Here is a 21,300-nt window from a genome sequence, read left to right as displayed (position 1 = left end):
GTTAACTGTTCCAGATTTTCCAGCTCTCTTCTGCCTGGATTACCAGCATATCTGCGCCGTTTTTAATTGTTGCTCCCTGCTTTTCTGCAGCTTCCAGAAAAGCGGTTTTAGCCGGGTTGTACACCAGGTCGTAAAAGAGAAAATCTTCCGTTACACATTCGTAGGGTAATGATGGTTTTGCAAGCACATTCGGTTGCATGCCCAGGGGGGTTGTATTTATCACCAGCGGATAATTCTTCAATACCGCTGCAGTTATCTCCTCGTAGCTTAAAATGCCCTCGGCTTTTTTGCGGGAAACATAGCTGTACGCAATACCCAGCTGCTTCAATACCCAAACCACAGCCTTGGCAGCGCCACCGGTACCCAGTACCAATGCATTGCGATGATGTGTTTTCAATAAAGGCTCTATCGATTGACGGAAACCAACCACATCAGTATTAAAACCCGTAAGCTTACCATTACTGATGCGGATGCAGTTACAGGCTCCTATTTCCTGTACTGCAGCCGATTGGTCGTGCAGGTAAGGCAATACGGATTCTTTGTAAGGGATGGTCACATTCAGCCCTTCCAGGCCCTGTACATTCTGCAATAAAGAAGGCAGCAGATCGATTGATTCAATTGCATACAATTCGTAGTTGCAGCCGCTGATGTTTTCTGCTGCAAACTTCTCTGTAAAATATTTTTTCGAGAACGAATGGCTCAACGGATACCCGATCAATCCAAATTGCCGCATTATGCTTTTTGTTTATCGAGGAACATGTGGAAGGTGTCGCCACGCAAACCAATACGCATTGCTTCTAACGGAATAACTTCTGTTGGCGCAATGTTGCCCAGGTTTACATTATGACCGATCAGTTCAATGAAGTATAGCTGTTGGGCTTTTTGCGGAGCTTCCCAGATAATTTTTTCTTCAGGAATCTGGGTTAAGATTTCCTGCACCAAACCTTCACGCACCTCTCCACTGCCCCGGTAAATACCTACATTTCCTGCTTCACGTGCTTCGGCAATTACATAGCTCGAACCGGCTTCCAGTTCGGCACGCATTAATTCAATCCATTTATAAGGAGGAATGATATGTGCAGCATCTTTACTACCCACTTCACTCAACACCGTTCCGTGCTTGGTTAATTTTTCAATGTAACCGCATTTCTCGGCATGAGGTATTTCAATGGAACCATCACTCACTTCCATGTATGTAACGCCGTATTCTTTACAAACGCTGATATAATCTTCGAATTGATTACGGATGAGAAACGCTTCAAACAAAGTACCACCAAAATAAACGGGGATATTGTAAGATGCATATACTTCCAGCTTCTCTCTGAGCTTAGGGGTAACGAACGAAGTTCCGAAACCAAGCTTCACCACATCTACATGCGGCTCGGCAATACTCATAAAATTTTTAGCTTCCTCTATACTCAGCCCTTTATCCATCACCATTGTAATACCATGTGTACGGGGCTTCTTGTTGCGTTCCGGAATTTGCGTAAGATTAAAGTTCATCCAATTGCTTTTTGTTGAATCGTGGCAAATTTAGGGATACAGCCGCAACCTGCAATTAGTGATTTACTGACATTCGTCAGACGACAGCATGAGTTACAAAGAGTTCGACCGTTTGTACCGGGTAACCAGCTCTACCACCTGCGGATGTTGCAATAAGCGGGGCTGCAACTCGATGAGTTTTTTTATCAGCTTTGGCGCCTTGCTCATGGCATACTCCAGCTGTGTTATCGCCTGCTTGGTTTTGCCTAATGCAAAAAAGATGGCCACCCTGTAAAAGAGGAATACAGGTTTATCGCCGGTGGCCTCGTAGGCTGCAATTGCATACTCATCGGCATTGTCGAGCATATCGGCCTTTAGCATACATTCGAGTATAGCACTCCAGCCTTTCACATTCTTCGGTCTTGCTTTAATAACATGGCTGTAGTGTTCAATTGCCGATTTGTACTCGCCGATTTCCACCAGCGCCATGCCCATTGCCAGATTGTATTCAGGTTGCGTACGATGAATACGCAATGCCTGCTGCAATTGCTTTATTCCGCTTTCGTATTGCGCTTCGTTAATGTAGGTGCAGGCTATTTTGTAATACAATTTACTGTCGTCGGGGTTCATGTGCGAAGCCTTGCGGTAATGAAACCTCGCCTGGGCATATTGCTGCATACGATCGTAACAATACCCGATCGCTTCATGAATAACTTCTTCAGGTCTGCTTAACTCCAGCACCTTTTCCAACATTTCAATTGCATCTTTGTACTTGCGCAGACGGATATACGCATCGCCGATATTGCGATACGCATAATCGAACTTTTCATCAATGGCAATGCAGTACATGTATGCATCAATGGCTTTTTCGTAAAGCTTCAACCCCTGGTAGGCTGCTCCAAGATTAAACCATGCAAGTTCGCTATAGGGATTTTCGTTGATGATGTTGAGATGCAGCTTAATTGACTCTTCATTTCTGCCGGTAAAATCGGTCCAGAAACAAATTTTATACAAGGCCTCTTCGTTGGTTGGTTCCTCCTCTAATATCAGCTTGAGACAATCAAATACCTTTTCAAATTCTTCGTAATCGTCATACACATCCGATAATTCGAAGAGTAGCTCCAAACGCTCCTCACCTGTAAACAACTGCAAAGCTTCTTCCAATAGTTCAACCGCTTTTTCCTGCTGGTCTAAAGCCAGGTAGGCATCGGTACGAAGGATATACAGGTTAATGTCGTTACTATCCAGCAACTCTGCTTGTTCCAATATTTCCAACGCAGCTTTGTATTGACGGGTTGCCAGCAACAAATCGGCCTTTTTCACCAGAAGAATAGATGAATACGGGTAAATTTCAATACCCAATTCCGCTGCCTGTAAAGCCTGTGGCAAATCCTCTTTATCATCAAAATAGTCGATCAACTTCTCAAAGCTCTCCTCTTCAAGGAAGGAATGCGAACGGCCGTTCTTGAGGTTTTCGTACAAACGAAGTAATTCTCTGATTTCTTCTTTGTCGTTTCTTGAGGGGTTTTGTTTCATGTAGTTGCGGGTGGGTTACTGTAATTTAACCCGTATTTCAGAGAATTTACGTGAGCCATGTAACATTTAGTTATCAACATGCGTTAATATAATTATAAAAAAATGATAGGCGGATAACAGAATCCCATTATTCATCGTTAAATTTGTTATCAAATGACAGCCAAAACAACATATCGCCAAAATTATCTGCGGAACGGTTTGATGTTTGTAAGCTGTTTTGCCATCTTCTTTACTGCTTCATCTGCCTCTTTCTTTTCTGGCGGTGGTGGTAAAAAGAAAAACGAAACAACACTTAACCTCAAAAGCAGTCCTTTAACACTACAAAACGGTTTCCGCTTTAAGAGTGGATTCAGCTTCTCTTCAAACACTAACAATAATCTTGTTTTTAGTGGTAACACTGTTACCTATCAGAAAGGCAATAACCTGTATGTGTTACCGGTGAAGAAAAAGGCTGTGTTCAGCAAGTTTAAAACTCCGCAAAAAGAGATTAAATAAATGAAAAGCCCCGATAAAATCGGGGCTTTCTTTTGCTGCTATCTTTTTAATTCTTTCTTACTTTTTTAATTTCTTCGTAAGTCATTTCACGGTAGCCTGTTTTCGGCACATCGAACATCGCAGAAGGAACAGGATCGAACGTTACTTTATCTGCAATACAGGTTACTTTCATTTTTCCCAACTCCGATTCATATTCTAACGGAAAGCCGGGCAGGTTTTTAAACTGAGCACCATAATCTTTATTCTGGAAAGCAAGTTCTGTAGTGTAGTACACCCGAAAAGTTGTACCATCTTTCAACTTAGCAATAGCCAGCTTACAGTTATAGCCCATGATCTTTTTTGTTTCGGGCATCAGTTCAAATTGTACACCTGCATATTTGCCATTTCGATCATCGTAATCATCTTTCGTCATACGTATCAATATCTTCTGCTCGCCATATTCATTCATTACAACAGCAGCACCTGTCTTCGAATCGTGCAGCGTTACTGTTTTACCCAGAATGCTGGAAAGCTCAGTACGTGTATTAACGCCCTTAAACCATATTTTTTGCGTAGCACCATCTAACAGATCGGCCGCTTTGGGCTCGTTGTTGCCGGTATTTACAACAATGTTATACGTAACCATGCCCTCGCTGTAGGTTTGTTGTGCCTTTGCGGCACCAACTACAGCTGTAAACAAAAACAAAAAACCGGCTTTCATCATTTGGTTCATAGTAGATTCAATTCTATACGGTTAAAGATATAAAAATAGTAAGCCAAGTTGCATCAACAGGCAATAAAAAGCCCCGGAGAACTTCCGGGGCCTGTTAAACTTTGTTAAGATTATTTCTTATTCTGTGTTTTCTTCTGCATATCCTGCAGTTTCTGGTTACTTGCCTGCATTTGCTCTAAACGCTCCTGCCACTTCGATTTCGAAACCGGCTTTTTCTTATTCTCCTGCAGTTTTGCATGCAGTTTCTCTTCGTTAATGATGAACTTCTGAATGATCAACTGCAAGCCCAATGTTACAACGTTTGATACCGTATAATACCAGGTTAATGCCGATGGTAAGCTGTTAAAGATGAACAACAGCATGATCGGGAAGAAATAGATCATGTACTTCATTACCGGGTTATCCTGCGTTGGCGTCATCGACTGATTGTAAACCGAGATGAGCAAACTGGTTATAGTTGCTGTAATGGTAAACAAACTCACATGATCGCCATAGAAAGGAATGGTGAACGGCAGATTAGCGATGGTATCGTAGGCCGACAGATCTTTCGCCCACAGGAACGTTTCACCACGTAACGCAATATTTGAGTTAAAGAAACTGTACAAAGCAAAGAAGATTGGAATCTGTAATACTGCAGGGATACAACCTCCTAATGGATTAACACCAGCCTGGCGGAACAACTTCATCTGCTCCATACTCATTGCCTGCTGATCGCTGCCGTATTTCTTCTTCAGCTCTTCAATTTCAGGACGAAGTACTTTCATTTTGGCACCACTCAAATAACTCGTATATGTGAGCGGAGAAATGATCAAACGGATAAAGAATGTAAGCAGGAGAATTACAATACCCATGCTGCCGATGTTCTTGTTAAAGAAATCGAACACAGGCATTACCACAAAACGGTTGATGTATTTTACGAAAGCGAAAATACCATACCCGAGCTGCACATGGCTTTCAAGCTTATTATCAAACGACTTGAGAATATGATAATCATTTGGACCGAAGTACAATTGCATGGGAATTGTTGCAGCCGAAACACCTGCAAGGTTAAAGCGAAGTGTAGACTTTACATCCATTACTTTGTGCAACGAATCTTCTTCTTTACCGGGTACTGTCCAGTTGGTTTCTGCAGCAGCGAAATTGTTTACCGCAACAAGTGAAGTGTTGAAAAACTGCTGCTTTACGCCAATCCATTTTGTTTTATCGCCAAACTTTTTGCTATCGCCTGTACCCGCAGCCGTAAAATCGTAATCGCCATCTTCAACATACCCGATATTACTTTGTCCTTTTTCGTATTTCAAATCCTTTTCCTGTTGATTCGCTGTAATATCCCAGTTAAGATTAAGGATACCTTGCGTTAAAAGTTTTTCTGCTCCTTTGAGTTGAACAGTCCAGTCAATGAGGTAACTGTTGTTTTTAATTTTATACGTATGTTCGATCGCTTGGCCGGCTGCATTTGCTACGCTGAAAGTAATGGCCTGTCCATCGGCAGTAGTTGTAATTGCACCTGCTGCAAACTGCAGATCGCTTGTTTTAGCCGACTTGTTCGTACCGGCGTTTACCTGGTACACTAACTGATGTGTATTGCCACCCAACAGTACTTGTTTGCCGTCGAAACGTTTGTAATTTTTAAGTTCTATTGATTTGGGGTAACCACCTTTGCTGGTAAAGCTCACCTTCATCACTTCGTTTTCAACAACAGTTATCTGTTCTGCACCTCCTGTTTGAAACTCATCGGCAGCAATGGGTGCCTGCGCAGCTGTATCGGCAGGCTTTTGTGCAGCCAACGCCTTTGCTTTTTCTTCTGCTGCTTTACGCTTTACTGCTTCTATTTGCGCTATTGAATCAGCAATGCGCTTTTTATCTGCTTCCAATGCTCCCTGCTGACGTTGGGTAAAAAAGATATAACCAAACAGCAGCACCATCATCGCCACAAAACCAATAATCGTATTCCGGTCAAAATTCATTTGTGTAATTATTTTGGAGCGGCAAAGGTAGGCATTTGGCTTGAAGTACGAGGTACGAAAGAAAAGGCTCAAGGTACAAGGAGACAAGGCACAAGATTTAAAACCCAATGCCCAAAAACCAATATTCAAACGGTTTCAAATAATCTCACGACTCTTGGGTTTTGTGCCTTGCGCCTTGGATTTTCTTTGCCCGGCTTTACCATTTCTTTTGCAATAACTATTTTTACTGCTCGTTTTACTTCCAGCTTTAACCACTTCGCTGTTCCCGCTTTAACCAAGCTTAACATTTAAATCATTATTATGAGCCAACCGATTACGCCCTTGTACGAAAGGGAAACGTATGCCCCTACCCAAACCGATGAATTGCTTTGGTGGCTGGCAACAGCAGAAAAAGAACTGATTAAAGACTGTGTGGTCGATCGTAACCGTTATCGCATAGTCGGCATGAGCGTTTTAGCTACCTGGATCTTTGCCACACTCGCATGGACTTACTTCTTCTCAACCGTTATTGACAATGTATTCCTATATGTTGGCAGCGGTGTGTTTATGGGCTTTGTGATACTTAGTATCGACAGAGCATTGATCAAAGGCATCAATCAATTCAATAAACGGAAATTCACGCCGCTACTTTTCCGTGGATTGCTAGCGTTGACCATTGGTACGTTTATGGCACAGCCGGCCATTCTGTACATGTTCGATAAAGAAATTAAAATGCAGGTGTCCTTGGATAATGAAAAACGCAAACTCACCAAACGTACCGAACTGGATCTGTTGTACAAAAACCGAAAAGATGAGTTACTGAAAGAAAAGGCCGCACTGCAAAAAGACCTTGCAACAAAATATGCATTGGTGAACAATGCCCGGGAAAAGTTTATTGCTGAAACCGATGGAAGCGGCGGCAGCGGTAAAGTGGGCATGAAAGATATCGCCATGGCGAAACGCAACGAATACCAAAAGCTGGATGAAGAATACAAAGCAGTACAAACGCAACAGCAGCCACGCATCGATGCCATTGATGAAGAACTGAAGACAATGGAAGAAACCATTAAGAAACAGGAAACGGAGTTTCTTGCTTATCTCAATACAGGTTTTTTAACCCGTATTGAAGCGATGAATAACCTGTTGAAAGAAAACGGTGCTTTGCAGTTTCGCTATTATCTCATTCTTGTTATTCTGATGTTGATTGAACTGATGCCGGTTATTGCAAAAACCTTGTTGCCTGTAGGCGTATACGACGAAAAAGTAAAACAGCGTGAAGCACTGGAAAAACAAATGGCCGAAGAAAGTGTAGACTATGAACGGGAAATGAAACGGCTCTACAATAAACTATCGATGCAGCAGGATACAGAAACGATGGAAGAATTTTTCCGGATGCAGAAAGAAGAACAAAAAGCCAAGCTTTCACATTTTGGAAAAGACTGGAAACGCAACGATGAAAATGTGCAGGGCTTCTGGGAAAAGATCAAACAACAGATGATTGGACGACCGGAGAACTAATCAAATTGTCTGATGTAGGAGTTCGGATGTATGATTTAAGGGATTCAACTAAATCAGAAATCATACATCCGAAATCAGACATCATTTTATATCATCTCACTTTCCAGCAAAGGGTTCTTCACCGACTGCTGTTTTTCTGAATATTCTTTAGCAGCTTTAATAAAATGTACAAACAAAGGAGCCGGGCTTTCTACCGTACTCTTCAGTTCGGGATGATACTGTACACCAATAAAGAACGGATGCTTGGGGTTTTCAATGATCTCCACCAATCCTGTTTCAGGATTCTTACCGCTCGGGATCATACCTGCTTGTTCAAACGCATCAAGGTATTTGTTGTTGAACTCATAACGATGGCGATGACGTTCGTTGATGTGTAAGCTGCCGTAAATCTTTTCAGCCAATGTTCCCGGTTTAATTTCGCAAGGATATGAACCTAAGCGCATGGTACCACCTTTGCTGGTGATTTTCTTCTGCTCTTCCATCATATCAATGACCGGATCAGGCGTATCAGCATTCATTTCAAACGAGTGTGCATCTTTCAGATTCAGTACGTTTCTTGCAAACTCAACACAAGCCATTTGCATACCTAAGCAGATTCCAAAGAATGGCAATCCGTTTTCACGTGCATATTTAATGGCTGTAATCTTTCCTTCAATACCACGGTTACCAAAGCCGGGAGCAACGAGCAAGCCATCTAAGCCGGCTAACTTTTCACCTACATTCTGATCAGTAATAAATTCACTGTGCACATTCACCACATTTACTTTACACTCATTAATTGCACCGGCATGAATAAAGCTTTCGAGAATAGATTTATAAGCATCCTGCAGTTCAATATACTTTCCAATCAACCCAATGTTAACCTGGCCTTTGGGGTATTTTAATTTGTCGATGAACTTTTTCCAGTTTTCTAAATCCGGTTCGGGGAAGATGGTCACGTTGAGCTTCTTCAAGCAAATCACATCCAGCTTTTCCTTCAACATAAACAACGGCACTTCGTAAATGGTAGAAGCATCACTTGCTTCAATTACGGCTTCCGGTTTTACATTACAGAACAACGCAATCTTACGACGGATCTCTGTACTTAACGGACGTTCTGTACGGCAAACAATAATATCCGGATGTACACCTTCCTGGCTCAGTAAACGAACGCTGTGCTGGGTTGGTTTTGTTTTTAATTCTTTTGCAGCTTTCAAATATGGAATCAATGTAAGATGTACCACCAGGCAATCTTCTTCGGGTAATTCCCATTGTATCTGACGCACTGCTTCAACAAACGGCAACGATTCAATATCACCTACTGTTCCGCCAATTTCTGTAATCACAATATCATACTTGCCATCCTTACCCAACAGCAACATTCTACGTTTGATCTCATCAGTGATATGCGGTACAACCTGTACCGTTTTGCCGAGGTAAGCTCCTTCTCTTTCTTTATTGATTACAGTTTGATAAATACGACCTGTTGTAACGTTATTCGCCTGCGAAGTATGAATGTTGAGGAAACGCTCGTAGTGACCGAGATCGAGATCTGTTTCTGCACCATCTTCCGTTACAAAACATTCACCATGTTCGTAAGGATTGAGTGTTCCCGGATCGACATTGATGTAGGGATCGAATTTCTGAATGGTTACTTTAAATCCACGAGACTGTAATAATTTGGCCAATGATGCCGCAATAATACCTTTACCCAATGATGATGTAACGCCACCGGTTACAAAAATGTACTTGGCCATAAAATAGTTTTTTCGAGTTTACAGACCTGCCGTAATGTAAAATGGAAATAAATAGTGGAGGTCATGCAAACCTACAATGATTTTTTGGATTGAAAAAAATCAGTTGGCCTGCCTGTGGAAAAAACAAGGAAAGAAGAATTTGGAACTATTTGCCGATGCTGTCGTAACTCGTTTTAATTCCTTTAATTAACGAAGAACTGAAGCCCATGTGCTCCATTTCATTAAGCCCCGCAATGGTACAGCCTCGAGGTGTTGTTACCTTGTCAATTTCAGCTTCAGGGTGCGACCCTTTCTGAATGAGTAATTCAGCAGCACCGTTTACCGTTTGTGCAGCAATCAATGTGGCTGTTTTAGCATCAAAGCCAATTTCAATACCACCTTGTATGCTCGCCCGGATGTAACGTAACGCATATGCAATACCACAGGCGCCTAATACCGTAGCGGCATCCATCAGTTTTTCATCGATCATGGCGACACGTCCCAGCTGCGAAAACAGGTCGTGTACATAATCGAGCTGTTCCTGTACAGTGTTGATAGAACTGATACAGGTCATGCTTTCCTGGATAGCAATGGCCGTGTTGGGCATTGCACGGATCACAGGCATATTACTGCCCACCCATTCCTGCATATCTTTAATGGTAATGCCGGTAATGACACTCACCAGCACATGCCTGTTAGCGCTAAGCTCTTCCTTCATATCCAGCAACACATCTTTTATCTGGAAAGGCTTTACTGCAAGTATTACAAGATCGGCATAGCGAACGGCTTCTTTATTATCGCTCGATACCAGCACACCTTTGCTCTCAATATCGCTGAGTGTTTTAATATTTCGTTTGGTAATGATGATGTGACTTGGCAAACAAAAACCGCTCTTGATCAATCCTTCTGCAATAGCTACACCAAGGTTTCCTCCTCCGATAATGGCAATCTTCTTATTCATAACTGCGTATTTGATAAATAAAATGCCACAGCGATTTTTTCACTGTGGCATGCTTTCGTTACAGCTATAAAATTAACTAATAATAACGATGAGGAACAAGATAATTTTGAACGTAGTCGGTAACACCTTCTTCTAACGAAAAGAACGGTTGTTTGTAACCGGCTGCACGCAACTTGTTCATGTTTGCTTCAGTGAAGTATTGGTATTTATCACGGATGTCTTCGGGCATATCAATGAACTGAATCTTTGTTTCAAGATGCTGTGCCCGAAAAGTTGCCGCCACCAAATCGTGAAAGCTTCTTGCCTTGCCTGTACCCAGGTTATAAATAGCAGATGCCGGTTGTTCCTGCATCAGCCAGGCAATTACCTGCACTACATCTTTCACATATACAAAATCACGCAACTGTTCGCCATCCTTAAAGCCTTCTTTGTGCGAACGGAAGAGTTTCATCTCTCCGTTTTGCTTTATTTGATTAAAGGCATGGAAGATAACACTGGCCATACGAGCCTTGTGGTATTCGTTTGGACCATATACATTGAAGAACTTCAACCCCGCCCAAAAAGGTGGATGATCGTTCTGATGCAGGACCCATTTATCAAATTCATTCTTGGAAACGCCGTAGGGATTCAATGGTTGTAACTGATGACTCAGTTCATGTGCATCATCATAACCTAATTCACCATCACCGTAAGTTGCTGCAGATGATGCATAGATCAACGGCACATTGTTTACCGTACAGTAGTTCCAGATGTGTTGCGAATATTCAACGTTGAGGTGCTGATGAATAGCGTAATTGAACTCAGTTGTGTCTGTTCTTGCGCCAAGGTGAATCACAAAATCAATCACCGGCTTTTCGTTATACAACCAGGTGAATAATTCTTCCCGTTCAACCTTACGCACAAACTGTTTACCTGTTAAGTTGGGCTCTTTATCTGCACGGTTAAATTCATCAACCAAAATAAGATTAGTATAACCCAGCTGATTGAGATAACTCACCATGCAGCTGCCGATAAAACCGGCAGCACCGGTAACAATTATTGCCGCTTCTTTTTTCATTATAAAGCCGTTAATGCATGCTCACTCTCATGACCAGCTAATAATGCTTCAATTGCAGTATCGTATTTTTCTTTCCAGCTGAGAATCGTACCCCAATCTGCTCCATCAACAGCAATACTGCCGTTTGTAACTGCACCCAATTCACTGTAAGGATGATTGCCTAACTCTTGCTTAAACGCTTCCACCTGTTCTTTCTTCACGGTTACCACCACACGGCTTTGTCCTTCGCCAAACCAATATGCATCTTTGCGGATAGTGTTATCAGCTGCTGTAACATCAAAACCAAGGTTACGGTTGAAGCCTGCTTCCGTTAAGGTTACAAACAAACCACCTTCGCTTACATCGTGTGCAGAAGCAATCAGTTTTTTACCAATGAGTGCTGCGATCTTTTGTTGTAATGCAAATTCTTCTTCCAGTTCAAAATGAGGAACAGGACTGAATTCCACACCATGTATTTTATGCAAATATTCACTTGAGCTGAAATTGTCTGTTGCTTTACCAACAAGGAAGATCACATCGCCTTCTTCTTTAAAGTCGAGTGTCATTTTATCTGCAATGTTTTCCAGCAAACCCACCATACCAATCGTTGGTGTTGGATAAACTGCACCATCCGGACTTTGGTTATAGAAACTTACGTTACCACCTGTTACTGGCGTATCAAACTTCACGCACGCTTCGCCCATACCTTTGATGGCATGTACAAACTGGTAATACACCTGCGGATCGTAAGGATTACCGAAGTTCAAACAGTTGGTTACACCTAATGGCAAACCACCACTACACACAATGTTACGTGCAGCTTCACTTACCGCAATCATTGCACCTTTATACGGATCGGCAAACACATATTTGCTGTTACAATCGGTTGTAACAGCAATACCTTTTGTGGTACCTTTTACATGTACTACTGCGGCATCGGTTGGAGCATTGGTGCTCGAGTTACCGGTTCCCACCATGCTGTCGTACTGGTGATAAACTGTACGTTTGCTGGCAATGTTGGGTAGTTGAATCAATTGCTCAGCTGTTGCTTTCAGATCTTCAGGAACTGCAATACTGCTGGCATCAAAAGCTTTGATTTTTTCGAAGTAAGCAGGTTCGCTGTACTCTCTTGTATATTGAGGGGCACCACCACCCAACACTAAATCATGTGCAGGAAGTTCGGCATCCAGCTCACCATGCATATAAAAACGAAGCATACCATCGCCGGTTACTTCACCAATTTCAGAACAAGGCAAATCCCATTTTTCAAACACATCCAACACCAGTTGCTCTTTTCCTTTTTCTACCACCATGAGCATACGTTCCTGGCTTTCGCTCAGCAACAGTTCCCATGTTTTCATATTCTGCTGGCGGGTTGGCACTTTATCCAGATCGATACGCATACCTACGCCACCTTTTGCACTCATTTCTGCAGTAGAACAGATAATGCCCGCTGCACCCATATCCTGCATACCCACAACTGCACCGGTTTGAATTACTTCAAGGCAAGCTTCCAGTAATTTCTTTTCCTGGAAAGGATCACCTACCTGTACTGCAGGTAATTCTTCTGCACTTTCCGCAGTAATATCAGCGCTCGCAAAACTTGCACCACCAATACCATCTTTACCCGTAGCACTACCAACAAAAAATACAGGGTTACCCAAACCTTCAGCTGTTGCCGAAACAGTTTCACCTGCTTTTACAATACCCACGCTCATAGCGTTCACAAGCGGGTTGGTATGATAACAGTTTTCAAAATAGATTTCGCCGCCAACAGTTGGTACGCCAAAACAATTGCCGTAATGACCAATGCCGTGTACCACTCCACCCAACAGATGTTGTGTTTTAGCTTCCTTCAGATTTCCGAAACGAAGTGAGTTGAGCGCAGCAATGGGGCGTGCACCCATGGTGAAAATATCACGATGAATACCACCTACACCGGTAGCTGCACCTTGAAACGGTTCAATGGCCGACGGGTGGTTATGACTTTCAATTTTAAATACCACACCCAGATTGTCACCAATATCCATTAAGCCGGCATTCTCCTCTCCGGCCTTAACTAACATACGTCCGCCTTCACGGGGTAATGTTTTTAACCACTTGATCGAGTTCTTATAACTGCAATGTTCGCTCCACATACCACTAAAGGCGCAGAGTTCATTAAAGTTGGGAGTTCGGCCAAGTTTCTGTTTGATGAGTTCAAATTCTTCTTCGGTTAAACGAAGCTGCTGTGCGGTTTTAACTGTTACTTCCATGATGTGTAAGAAAGCGCAAAAGTACAAATGCAGCAGCAATGGTTTGAAACTGTGAAAAGAAATATTTTAATTTGCTGCACTAACGCATGACTTATTTCCTTTTTGCCGTTTACCTGGCCTTATTTAGCTGGCTCGTTACCCGTATTCAATTTATACGAAAGACTGAATTATCCGGTACGTGGATAGCAGGCCTTTTTATATTAAAAGTGATGGCCGGGGTTGCCTATGGCTACTTTTTTACTACAATACCTAATTACCAACAATCGGCCGACAGCTGGAAATTCTTTTTTGATGCTGAAAAGGATACCAGGATTCTATATCAAAACCCTGCCCGTTATTTTTTGAGCATCTTCGATAATCCTTACGGTCATGAGTATCGCCATTTATTTTCAAGCGTCAATTCGTACTGGAACGATTTGAAGCACACGTATATGGTTAAGATCGTTTCGCTGTTCAATGTTTTCAGTGGTTCGAGATACTATGTGAATGTCATTTTCTATTCCTTTCTTACGTTCTTTGGACCTATTGCATTCATTCGTGTAATGAACGATGTTTTCCCAGGCAAAAAATTACTGATAACCTGCAGTACGTTTTTGTTTCCATCGTTTTTGTTTTGGTCGAGTGGGATTCATAAGGATGGCCTGGTATTTACCTATCTGTCGTTGATTGTATTTGTGATGTACTTTGCAGTAAAGAACAGGCAACTCAACTTTCGCAATATTGCCATTGTGCTGTTGTTGTTACTGGCTATTTTTCCTGTACGTAATCATGTTGTGCTAGCCTGCGTACCGGGATTGTTTGCCTGGTGGGTGGCTGAACGATTTTTTACGAAAAACAAATGGATTGCCTTTGCACTGGTTACTGTTATCGGCACTACAGTTTTCTTTTCGGCGAAATATGTTCATCCCAAACTCGACCTACCGGTTTCCATTACACTGCGCAATAAAGAATTTATTAAGCTGGGCGGTAATTCATTCTTACCACAACGGAAACTGCATGCTAACTTTTCAAGCTTCATGCAAAATGCACCACAGGCATTAAACCATGCACTTGTTCGTCCATACATTACCGAGTTTCAATCACCTTTTTATATCATCTGTGCAATTGAAATCTTATTCATCTGGCTGCTGGTTTCTGTTTGGTTCTTCCGTTACAATGCCAATCCGTATAAACATACGGTTGTGATGTTTCTCTTTCTTGTATCGATGGTGCTGCTGCTGCTTACAGGTTATATTGTACCACAATTAGGAGCAATTGTACGTTACCGTGCCATCTTCTTTCCCTTCATCCTTGTGCCTATCATTGCGACCATCGACTGGAAGAAAACAAATTAAAATAAATTACATATTTACTTTTCCACACTAACTAACGTTTTAATTGGGGAATTATCTGAAAATTTTTAGATTTTAAACATTTTCAATCGTAAATTAGCAGCGCAATTAGCAATATTTATTGTTTTTTCAAACTAAATCAAAGCGGTAAAAAATGTCAGCAGCAAAACTTGAGTACATCTGGCTCGATGGTTACAAACCAACACAAAGCCTTCGCAGCAAAACAAAAATTGAAAAAGACTTCAGCGGTAAGTTAGAAGATTGCCCCATGTGGAGTTTCGATGGTTCTTCTACAGAACAGGCTCCCGGTGGTTCATCTGATTGCTTGTTAAAACCGGTTTATATTATTACCGATCCTCAGCGTAAGAATGGATACCTGGTAATGTGTGAAGTATTGAATGCTGATGGTACTCCGCATGAATCAAATGGCCGTGCACATATTGATGATGATGATAATGATTTCTGGTTTGGTTTCGAACAGGAGTATTTCCTTTGGAACCCTGAAACAAACAAACCGCTTGGTTTCCCTGCAGGTGGCTATCCTGCACCACAAGGTCCTTACTACTGCTCTGTAGGTGCCAACAACGCTTACGGTCGTGATATCATCGAAGAACATTTGGATGCTTGCTTAGAGGCAGGTTTGAATGTTGAAGGTATCAATGCTGAAGTAGCAGCAGGCCAGTGGGAATTCCAGATTTTCGCTAAAGGTGCAAAAGAGGCTGGCGATCAAATCTGGTTAGGTCGTTACCTCCTCGAAAGAATTGGGGAGAAATATGGTGTATCCATCAACTGGCATTGTAAGCCTCTCGGCGCATTAGACTGGAACGGTAGTGGTATGCACGCCAACTTCTCTAACACATTATTACGTACTGCAGGCAGCAAAGAAATCTTCGATAAAGTTTGTGAAGCTTTCCGTCCTGTAGTAAAAGAACATATTGAAGTTTACGGTGCAGATAACCACCTGCGTTTAACAGGTAAGCACGAAACTGCAAGCATTCACGATTTCAGCTATGGCGTTTCTGACCGTGGTGCTTCTATCCGTATCCCTGTTGTAGTTCCAAAATGGGGCTGGAAGGGCTACCTGGAAGATCGTCGTCCAAACTCAGCTGCAGATCCTTACAAAGTTGCTGCACGCATCATTAAAACAGTTAAGAGCGTACAAGCCTAAATCAACTGCGATATCTGATAGAAATCCCTCCGCTTCTACGGGGGGATTTTTTTATACATTATTTTCGGTAAGAAAACAGAAATTCGCACAGCGGTTGGCAGACCGTTGATACAGCAAACAAAACTTGCCATCGGCAAATAACATTCAAACCTATTTTATGTCGTTACGCTACCAGGCCATTAAAAATTTTTCGAAACAAAGAAGTACAGAAGTAAGTTCTCCAACCAAGATTACTGCTATCTTTTGTCAGAACGTTTTTACTTTGAAAACTGCCCGTGAATACTTAAGTGATGAAGCCTATAAAAGTCTTGTCTCATCTATCAAAGGAAATAAAAAAATTGACCGTGTAAATGCCAACCAGATTGCTGCCGGTATCCGTCAATGGGCCGAGAGCAAAGGTGTAACGCATTACACACACTGGTTCCAACCGTTAACAGGTACAACTGCTGAAAAACACGATTCGTTCTTTACACTCAAAGGCGATGGTACTGCTATTGAAGAGTTTGATGGCGGTGCATTGATTCAGCAGGAGCCCGATGCATCATCGTTTCCAAGTGGTGGCATTCGTGCAACATTTGAAGCACGTGGTTACACCGCATGGGATCCCTCCTCGCCTGCGTTTATTATGGAAATTGGTGAAGGCAAAACGCTGTGCATTCCTACTGTATTTGTTTCCTATACCGGTGAACTGCTCGATTACAAAGGACCTGTACTGAAAGCATTGGAAGCTGTGAACAAAGCTGCACTCGATGTTTGTCATTACTTCGATAAAAACATTTCGAAAGTTACGCCTACCCTTGGCTGGGAACAGGAATATTTTGTGGTTGATGAAGCCTTGTTTAATGCACGTCCCGACCTAGTGCTGAGCGGACGCACCGTGTTTGGTCATCTTTCCGCAAAAGGTCAACAATTAGAAGATCATTATTTTGGTTCTATCCCTGAGCGCATTTATGCCTTTATGCGTGACTTTGAAAATGAATCGTACAAACTGGGTATTCCTTTACGTACACGCCACAACGAAGTTGCACCTGCACAGTTTGAGTGTGCACCAATTTTTGAAGAAGTGGCTGTTGCCATTGATCACAACTCGTTGTTGATGGATATTATGGATCGTGTAGCACGCAGGCATAAGTTGCGTGTATTACTGCACGAAAAACCATTTGCCGGCATTAACGGAAGTGGCAAGCATAATAACTGGAGTTTATCTACCGATACAGGTGTGAACCTGCTTGCACCCGGTAAAACTCCCAAGACGAACTTAATGTTCCTTACCTTCTTTACCAATGTGATCCGTGCAGTAGATCAGTATGCCGATCTGTTGCGTGCATCCATCGCAAGTGCAGGTAACGATTATCGTTTAGGTGCAAACGAAGCGCCACCTGCAATTATCTCGGTATTTGTTGGTAAATACTTAACCGAAGTACTGGAAGCCGTTGAAAAACGTGTAACCACAAAATTCGATGAGCAGGATGAAGCTATTTTGAAACTCGATCTGCATAAAAGTATTCCTGAATTATTCTTAGATAATACAGACCGTAACCGTACATCGCCTTTTGCATTTACCGGAAACAAATTCGAATTCCGTGCAGTAGGCTCAAGTGCCAACTGCTCCAATGCTATGACGGTGCTGAACGCTATTATGGCGCAGACGCTCATCACTTTTAAAGAAGAAGTAGATACGTTGATTGAGAAAGGTGAGAAAAAAGAAATCGCCATTATGCATGTGCTGCAGCGTTATGTAAGCGAAAGCAAAAAGGTATTGTTTGAAGGAGATGGTTACAGCGAAGCATGGGAGAAAGAAGCAGCCAAACGAGGATTGCCGAACGTAAAAACAACACCACTTGCACTCGATGCAATGGTTACTTCAAAAGCAAAAGCATTGTTTGAAAATACCGGCGTATTTACACATGCAGAGCTGGAAGCACGCCATGAAATTGAACTGGAAAACTATATTAAGCGTGTGCAGATAGAGGGCCGTGTAATGGGCGAGCTTTGCACAAGCCATGTATTGCCTGCTGCCATTAAATACCAGAACGTTCTTATCAACAACATTAAAGGCTTAAAAGAAATTGGTATTGGTAAAGAAGGTTACGAAAACCAGTTACAGATTCTTGAAAAAATCTCCCTGCACATCAACAAAGGAAGCGACCTTGTTGAGCAAATGATTGAAGCACGTAAAAAAGCAAATGCCATTACCGATACACGGGAAAAAGCCATTGCTTACTGCGATGATGTAAAAGGTAAATTTTTTGATGAGATCCGCTACCATGTTGATAAGCTTGAACTGCTGGTAGATGATGCGAGCTGGTATTTACCGAAGTACAGGGAGTTGTTGTTCCTGCGTTAATACAACATCAGCACATAAAAAGAAAAGGCCGGAAAAACCGGCCTTTTCTTTTTATACATAATGTGTATACATCTTACTTCATCTGGAACGTTTCCAAAAACTTGGTAGTGAAATTTCCTTTGCGGAAGTTTTCATCTTTCATGAGTTGCTGATGGAATGGAATCGTTGTTTTCACTCCTTCAATTACATATTCACTTAATGCACGGCTCATGGTGTTAATAGCTTCCTCACGTGTACGTGCAACTGCAATAATTTTTGCAATCATAGAATCGTAGTAAGGAGGAATCACATAACCGGCATACACATGCGAATCGATACGGATACCATGACCACCAGGCTGATGCAATGTAGTAATCTTACCGGGTGATGGACGGAAATCATTGTAAGGATCTTCTGCATTGATACGGCACTCAATGGCATGCATCTCAGGTTCGTAATCCAAACCGCTGATCTTTTCGCCCATGGCAATCAGAATCTGCTCTTTAATTAAATCGAAATTGGTTACTTCTTCTGTAACGCAATGTTCTACCTGGATACGTGTGTTCATTTCCATGAAGTAGAAGTTGCGGTGTTTGTCAACAAGAAACTCGATGGTACCTACGCTTTCGTAATTAATAGCAGACGCAGCTTTCTTCGCCGCATCACCCATTGCTTTACGCAGTTCGGGAGTCATAAACGGAGAAGGAGATTCTTCTACCAATTTCTGGTGACGACGTTGGATAGAACAATCACGCTCACTCAGGTGACAAACAGTTCCATAACGATCGCCGGCTACCTGGATTTCTATATGGCGGGGTTCTTCTACGAACTTCTCCATATAAATACCATCATTCTTAAATGAAGCAGCAGCTTCATTCTTCGCCATATCGTAGTTACGCTCCAGGTCTTCTTCGGCCCACACAACACGCATACCTTTACCACCACCACCTGCAGTTGCTTTTAAGATAATAGGGTAACCAATTTCTTTTGCAATACGCTTGGCTTCTTCGAGGCTCGGCAACAAACCTTGTCCACCAGGCACAACAGGAACACCTGCTTTGATCATGGTTTCCTTAGCTGTTACTTTATCACCCATTAAACGGATTTGCTCAGGAGTTGGACCAATGAACTTGATGCCGTTCTGTCCGCATATTTCAGCAAACTTTGCATTCTCAGCTAAAAAACCGTAGCCGGGATGAATTGCATCGGCATTGGTAATTTCAGCAGCAGCAATAATGTTGGGTACGTTGAGGTACGATTCTGCACCTGCAGGCTTACCAATACAAACTGCTTCATCGGCAAATTTTACATGAAGACTTTCACGATCTGCAGTTGAATAAACAGCAACCGTTTTGATGCCCATTTCACGGCAGGTACGTATAATACGTAACGCAATCTCACCACGGTTGGCAATTAATATCTTTTTAAACATGGAGTTAATTTGAAAATTTGAGAATTGAATAATTTGAAAATTGAAAACCTGAAAATGCCGGGCTGCTTTTACAGAAACGCCCTTTCCATTTTCAAATTTGCAAATTGAATCATTTTCAAATTAGCTGGGATCTACCAGGAATAAAGGCTGATCGTATTCAACAGGTGACTGATCTTCTACCAGAATCTTCACGATTTTACCTTTTACTTCACTTTCAATTTCGTTGAACAACTTCATGGCTTCGATAATGCAAACAACCTTGCCGGGTGTTACTTCTGTACCAACTTCAACAAACAATGGCTTGTCGGGTGCAGGTTTACGGTAGAAAGTACCGATCATCGGGCTCTTAATTGTTACATACTTGCTGGTATCTTCTCCGCCGCCGGCTTTAGGTGCTGCGGGAGCCGCACTTGCAGCAGCAGGAATTGCAGCTGGTGCCGTTGCAGTAGGCAGCGCCTGAGGTGCAGCCTGGAACTGTCCTGAAATAACAGTTTGCTGAATGATTTCGTCTTTTTGTTTTATAGTAACCTTAAAGTCTTTCTCTTCGATGGTGAGTTCACTGAGGTTGGATTTGTTAACCAATTTAATAAGTTCCTGAATTTGTTTAAAATCCATGATAGTGAGGTTTAAAAGTTGATAAATATTGGGCGGCTAAGATAAGGGAATAAACACCCAGAAAATTCATATTTAATAAAAAACGAGGTAAAAACACCCTTGTTTTGCCTAAAAACCCGCAAAAAACAATAAAAAAAGGCGATTTTTAAAGAATCGCCTTTTCGCAAAATATTTCCTTGATTATTCTTTTACACGCTCCACATAATCACCAGTTTTGGTGTTAATGCGGATCAATTCGCCTTCGTTTACAAACAAAGGCACCATTACAGTTGCACCTGTTTCAATGGTAGCTGCCTTTAACGTACGGGTAGCCGTATCGCCTTTTACACCAGGTTCGCTGTAAGTAACTTTCACCACAATTTTGTCGGGCAACTCAATGCTCATCGGCATTTCGGTTTCTGTATTGATGAGAGCCGATACGGTATCACCTTCTTTCAAAAACTGGGGAGCATCAATCACCGCTTCCTGAACAGCAATCTGCTCAAAGCTTTCATTGTTCATGAAGTTATAGCCGGTATCGTCTTTATACAAGAACTGGAAATCGTGGCGTTCTACACGAACCGGGTAAATGGTTTCACCACTGTTCCATGTAACTTCTATGGAGCGATTATTATCAACACCTTTTAATTTAGCCCAAACTTTTGCGGCTGCACGGGCTGTTTTGTTTTCGCCAAACTCCACAATTTTATACAAGCTGCCGTCTTGCTTGATGATCATACCACGACTGATGTCTGATGTAGTTGCCATAAAAACTCGTTGAATATTAATTTAA

18 protein-coding genes are annotated in these 21,300 nt (G+C 42.1%); 5 read left to right on the top strand and 13 right to left on the bottom strand.

Features of this window, described 5'->3' with window-relative positions; translation table 11 throughout:
* Position 1 precedes the first annotated feature (1 nt).
* The 3 genes from IQ13_RS00205 to IQ13_RS00195 form a co-directional block, all read right to left on the bottom strand.
* Positions 2–733, bottom strand: coding sequence for a shikimate dehydrogenase family protein (locus IQ13_RS00205; protein WP_144883342.1), 732 nt, complete (start codon positions 731–733; stop codon positions 2–4).
* Complete coding sequence (locus IQ13_RS00200) at positions 733–1,503, bottom strand: phosphosulfolactate synthase (RefSeq protein ID WP_144883340.1); 771 nt, start codon at positions 1,501–1,503, stop codon at positions 733–735. The genes IQ13_RS00205 and IQ13_RS00200 overlap by 1 nt, the downstream gene beginning before the upstream one ends.
* A gap of 93 nt (positions 1,504–1,596) precedes the next feature.
* Positions 1,597–3,018: a tetratricopeptide repeat protein gene (locus IQ13_RS00195; protein ID WP_144883338.1), complete on the bottom strand. Its 1,422-nt coding sequence runs from the start codon at positions 3,016–3,018 to the stop codon at positions 1,597–1,599.
* 153 nt (positions 3,019–3,171) lie between these two features.
* On the opposite strand from IQ13_RS00195, the gene IQ13_RS00190 reads away from it, so the two are divergent.
* Positions 3,172–3,513, top strand: coding sequence for a hypothetical protein (locus tag IQ13_RS00190; protein ID WP_144883336.1), 342 nt, complete (start codon positions 3,172–3,174; stop codon positions 3,511–3,513).
* A gap of 46 nt (positions 3,514–3,559) precedes the next feature.
* On the opposite strand, the gene IQ13_RS00185 is transcribed toward IQ13_RS00190, so the two are convergent.
* The 3 genes from IQ13_RS00185 to IQ13_RS21290 form a co-directional block, all read right to left on the bottom strand.
* A complete protein-coding gene (locus IQ13_RS00185; RefSeq protein ID WP_144883334.1) occupies positions 3,560–4,225 on the bottom strand; it encodes a hypothetical protein in 666 nt (221 codons plus the stop codon).
* A 110-nt stretch (positions 4,226–4,335) separates the two neighbouring features.
* The gene (yidC, locus tag IQ13_RS00180) at positions 4,336–6,192 is read right to left on the bottom strand and encodes a membrane protein insertase YidC (protein WP_144883332.1); all 1,857 of its coding nucleotides are present in this window, start codon (positions 6,190–6,192) and stop codon (positions 4,336–4,338) included.
* 125 nt (positions 6,193–6,317) lie between these two features.
* Positions 6,318–6,479, bottom strand: coding sequence for a hypothetical protein (locus IQ13_RS21290; protein WP_158637267.1), 162 nt, complete (start codon positions 6,477–6,479; stop codon positions 6,318–6,320).
* Positions 6,480–6,492: 13 nt separating this feature from the next.
* Between IQ13_RS21290 and IQ13_RS00175 the strand changes: the two genes are divergently transcribed.
* On the top strand, positions 6,493–7,689 hold the full coding sequence (locus IQ13_RS00175; RefSeq protein WP_144883330.1) for a DUF4407 domain-containing protein: 1,197 nt from the start codon (positions 6,493–6,495) through the stop codon (positions 7,687–7,689).
* 86 nt (positions 7,690–7,775) lie between these two features.
* On the opposite strand, the gene pyrG is transcribed toward IQ13_RS00175, so the two are convergent.
* From pyrG to purL, 4 genes are all read right to left on the bottom strand, one after another.
* Positions 7,776–9,425 (bottom strand): CTP synthase, encoded by a 1,650-nt coding sequence (gene pyrG, locus IQ13_RS00170; protein WP_144883328.1) that lies wholly within the window; start codon positions 9,423–9,425, stop codon positions 7,776–7,778.
* A 145-nt stretch (positions 9,426–9,570) separates the two neighbouring features.
* A complete protein-coding gene (gene proC, locus IQ13_RS00165; RefSeq protein WP_144883326.1) occupies positions 9,571–10,365 on the bottom strand; it encodes a pyrroline-5-carboxylate reductase in 795 nt (264 codons plus the stop codon).
* Positions 10,366–10,441: 76 nt separating this feature from the next.
* Positions 10,442–11,422: an ADP-glyceromanno-heptose 6-epimerase gene (gene rfaD, locus IQ13_RS00160; protein ID WP_144883324.1), complete on the bottom strand. Its 981-nt coding sequence runs from the start codon at positions 11,420–11,422 to the stop codon at positions 10,442–10,444.
* A complete protein-coding gene (gene purL, locus IQ13_RS00155) occupies positions 11,422–13,656 on the bottom strand; it encodes a phosphoribosylformylglycinamidine synthase subunit PurL (protein ID WP_144883322.1) in 2,235 nt (744 codons plus the stop codon). Before purL ends, rfaD begins: the two co-directional genes overlap by 1 nt.
* Positions 13,657–13,742: 86 nt before the next feature.
* Here purL and IQ13_RS00150 point away from each other — a divergent pair, with 86 nt between their 5' ends.
* From IQ13_RS00150 to IQ13_RS00140, 3 genes are all read left to right on the top strand, one after another.
* Positions 13,743–14,990, top strand: coding sequence for a hypothetical protein (locus IQ13_RS00150; protein WP_144883320.1), 1,248 nt, complete (start codon positions 13,743–13,745; stop codon positions 14,988–14,990).
* A gap of 151 nt (positions 14,991–15,141) precedes the next feature.
* Positions 15,142–16,155: a glutamine synthetase beta-grasp domain-containing protein gene (locus IQ13_RS00145; protein WP_144883318.1), complete on the top strand. Its 1,014-nt coding sequence runs from the start codon at positions 15,142–15,144 to the stop codon at positions 16,153–16,155.
* A 157-nt stretch (positions 16,156–16,312) separates the two neighbouring features.
* Positions 16,313–18,502, top strand: coding sequence for a glutamine synthetase III family protein (locus IQ13_RS00140; protein ID WP_144883316.1), 2,190 nt, complete (start codon positions 16,313–16,315; stop codon positions 18,500–18,502).
* A gap of 73 nt (positions 18,503–18,575) precedes the next feature.
* Here IQ13_RS00140 and accC read toward each other — a convergent pair whose 3' ends face one another.
* From accC to efp, 3 genes are all read right to left on the bottom strand, one after another.
* The gene (accC, locus tag IQ13_RS00135; RefSeq protein ID WP_144883314.1) at positions 18,576–19,913 is read right to left on the bottom strand and encodes an acetyl-CoA carboxylase biotin carboxylase subunit; all 1,338 of its coding nucleotides are present in this window, start codon (positions 19,911–19,913) and stop codon (positions 18,576–18,578) included.
* Positions 19,914–20,033: 120 nt separating this feature from the next.
* Complete coding sequence (accB, locus tag IQ13_RS00130; protein ID WP_144883311.1) at positions 20,034–20,528, bottom strand: acetyl-CoA carboxylase biotin carboxyl carrier protein; 495 nt, start codon at positions 20,526–20,528, stop codon at positions 20,034–20,036.
* Positions 20,529–20,708: 180 nt separating this feature from the next.
* On the bottom strand, positions 20,709–21,275 hold the full coding sequence (gene efp / locus IQ13_RS00125) for an elongation factor P (RefSeq protein WP_144883309.1): 567 nt from the start codon (positions 21,273–21,275) through the stop codon (positions 20,709–20,711).
* Positions 21,276–21,300 lie beyond the last annotated feature (25 nt).

The organism is Lacibacter cauensis (genome assembly GCF_007830055.1).
In the GTDB taxonomy this organism is placed as follows: Bacteria; Bacteroidota; Bacteroidia; order Chitinophagales; family Chitinophagaceae; genus Lacibacter; species Lacibacter cauensis.
The sequence above is the reverse complement of the archived record's forward strand: the minus strand, read 5'-3'. Positions and strand labels throughout refer to the sequence as shown.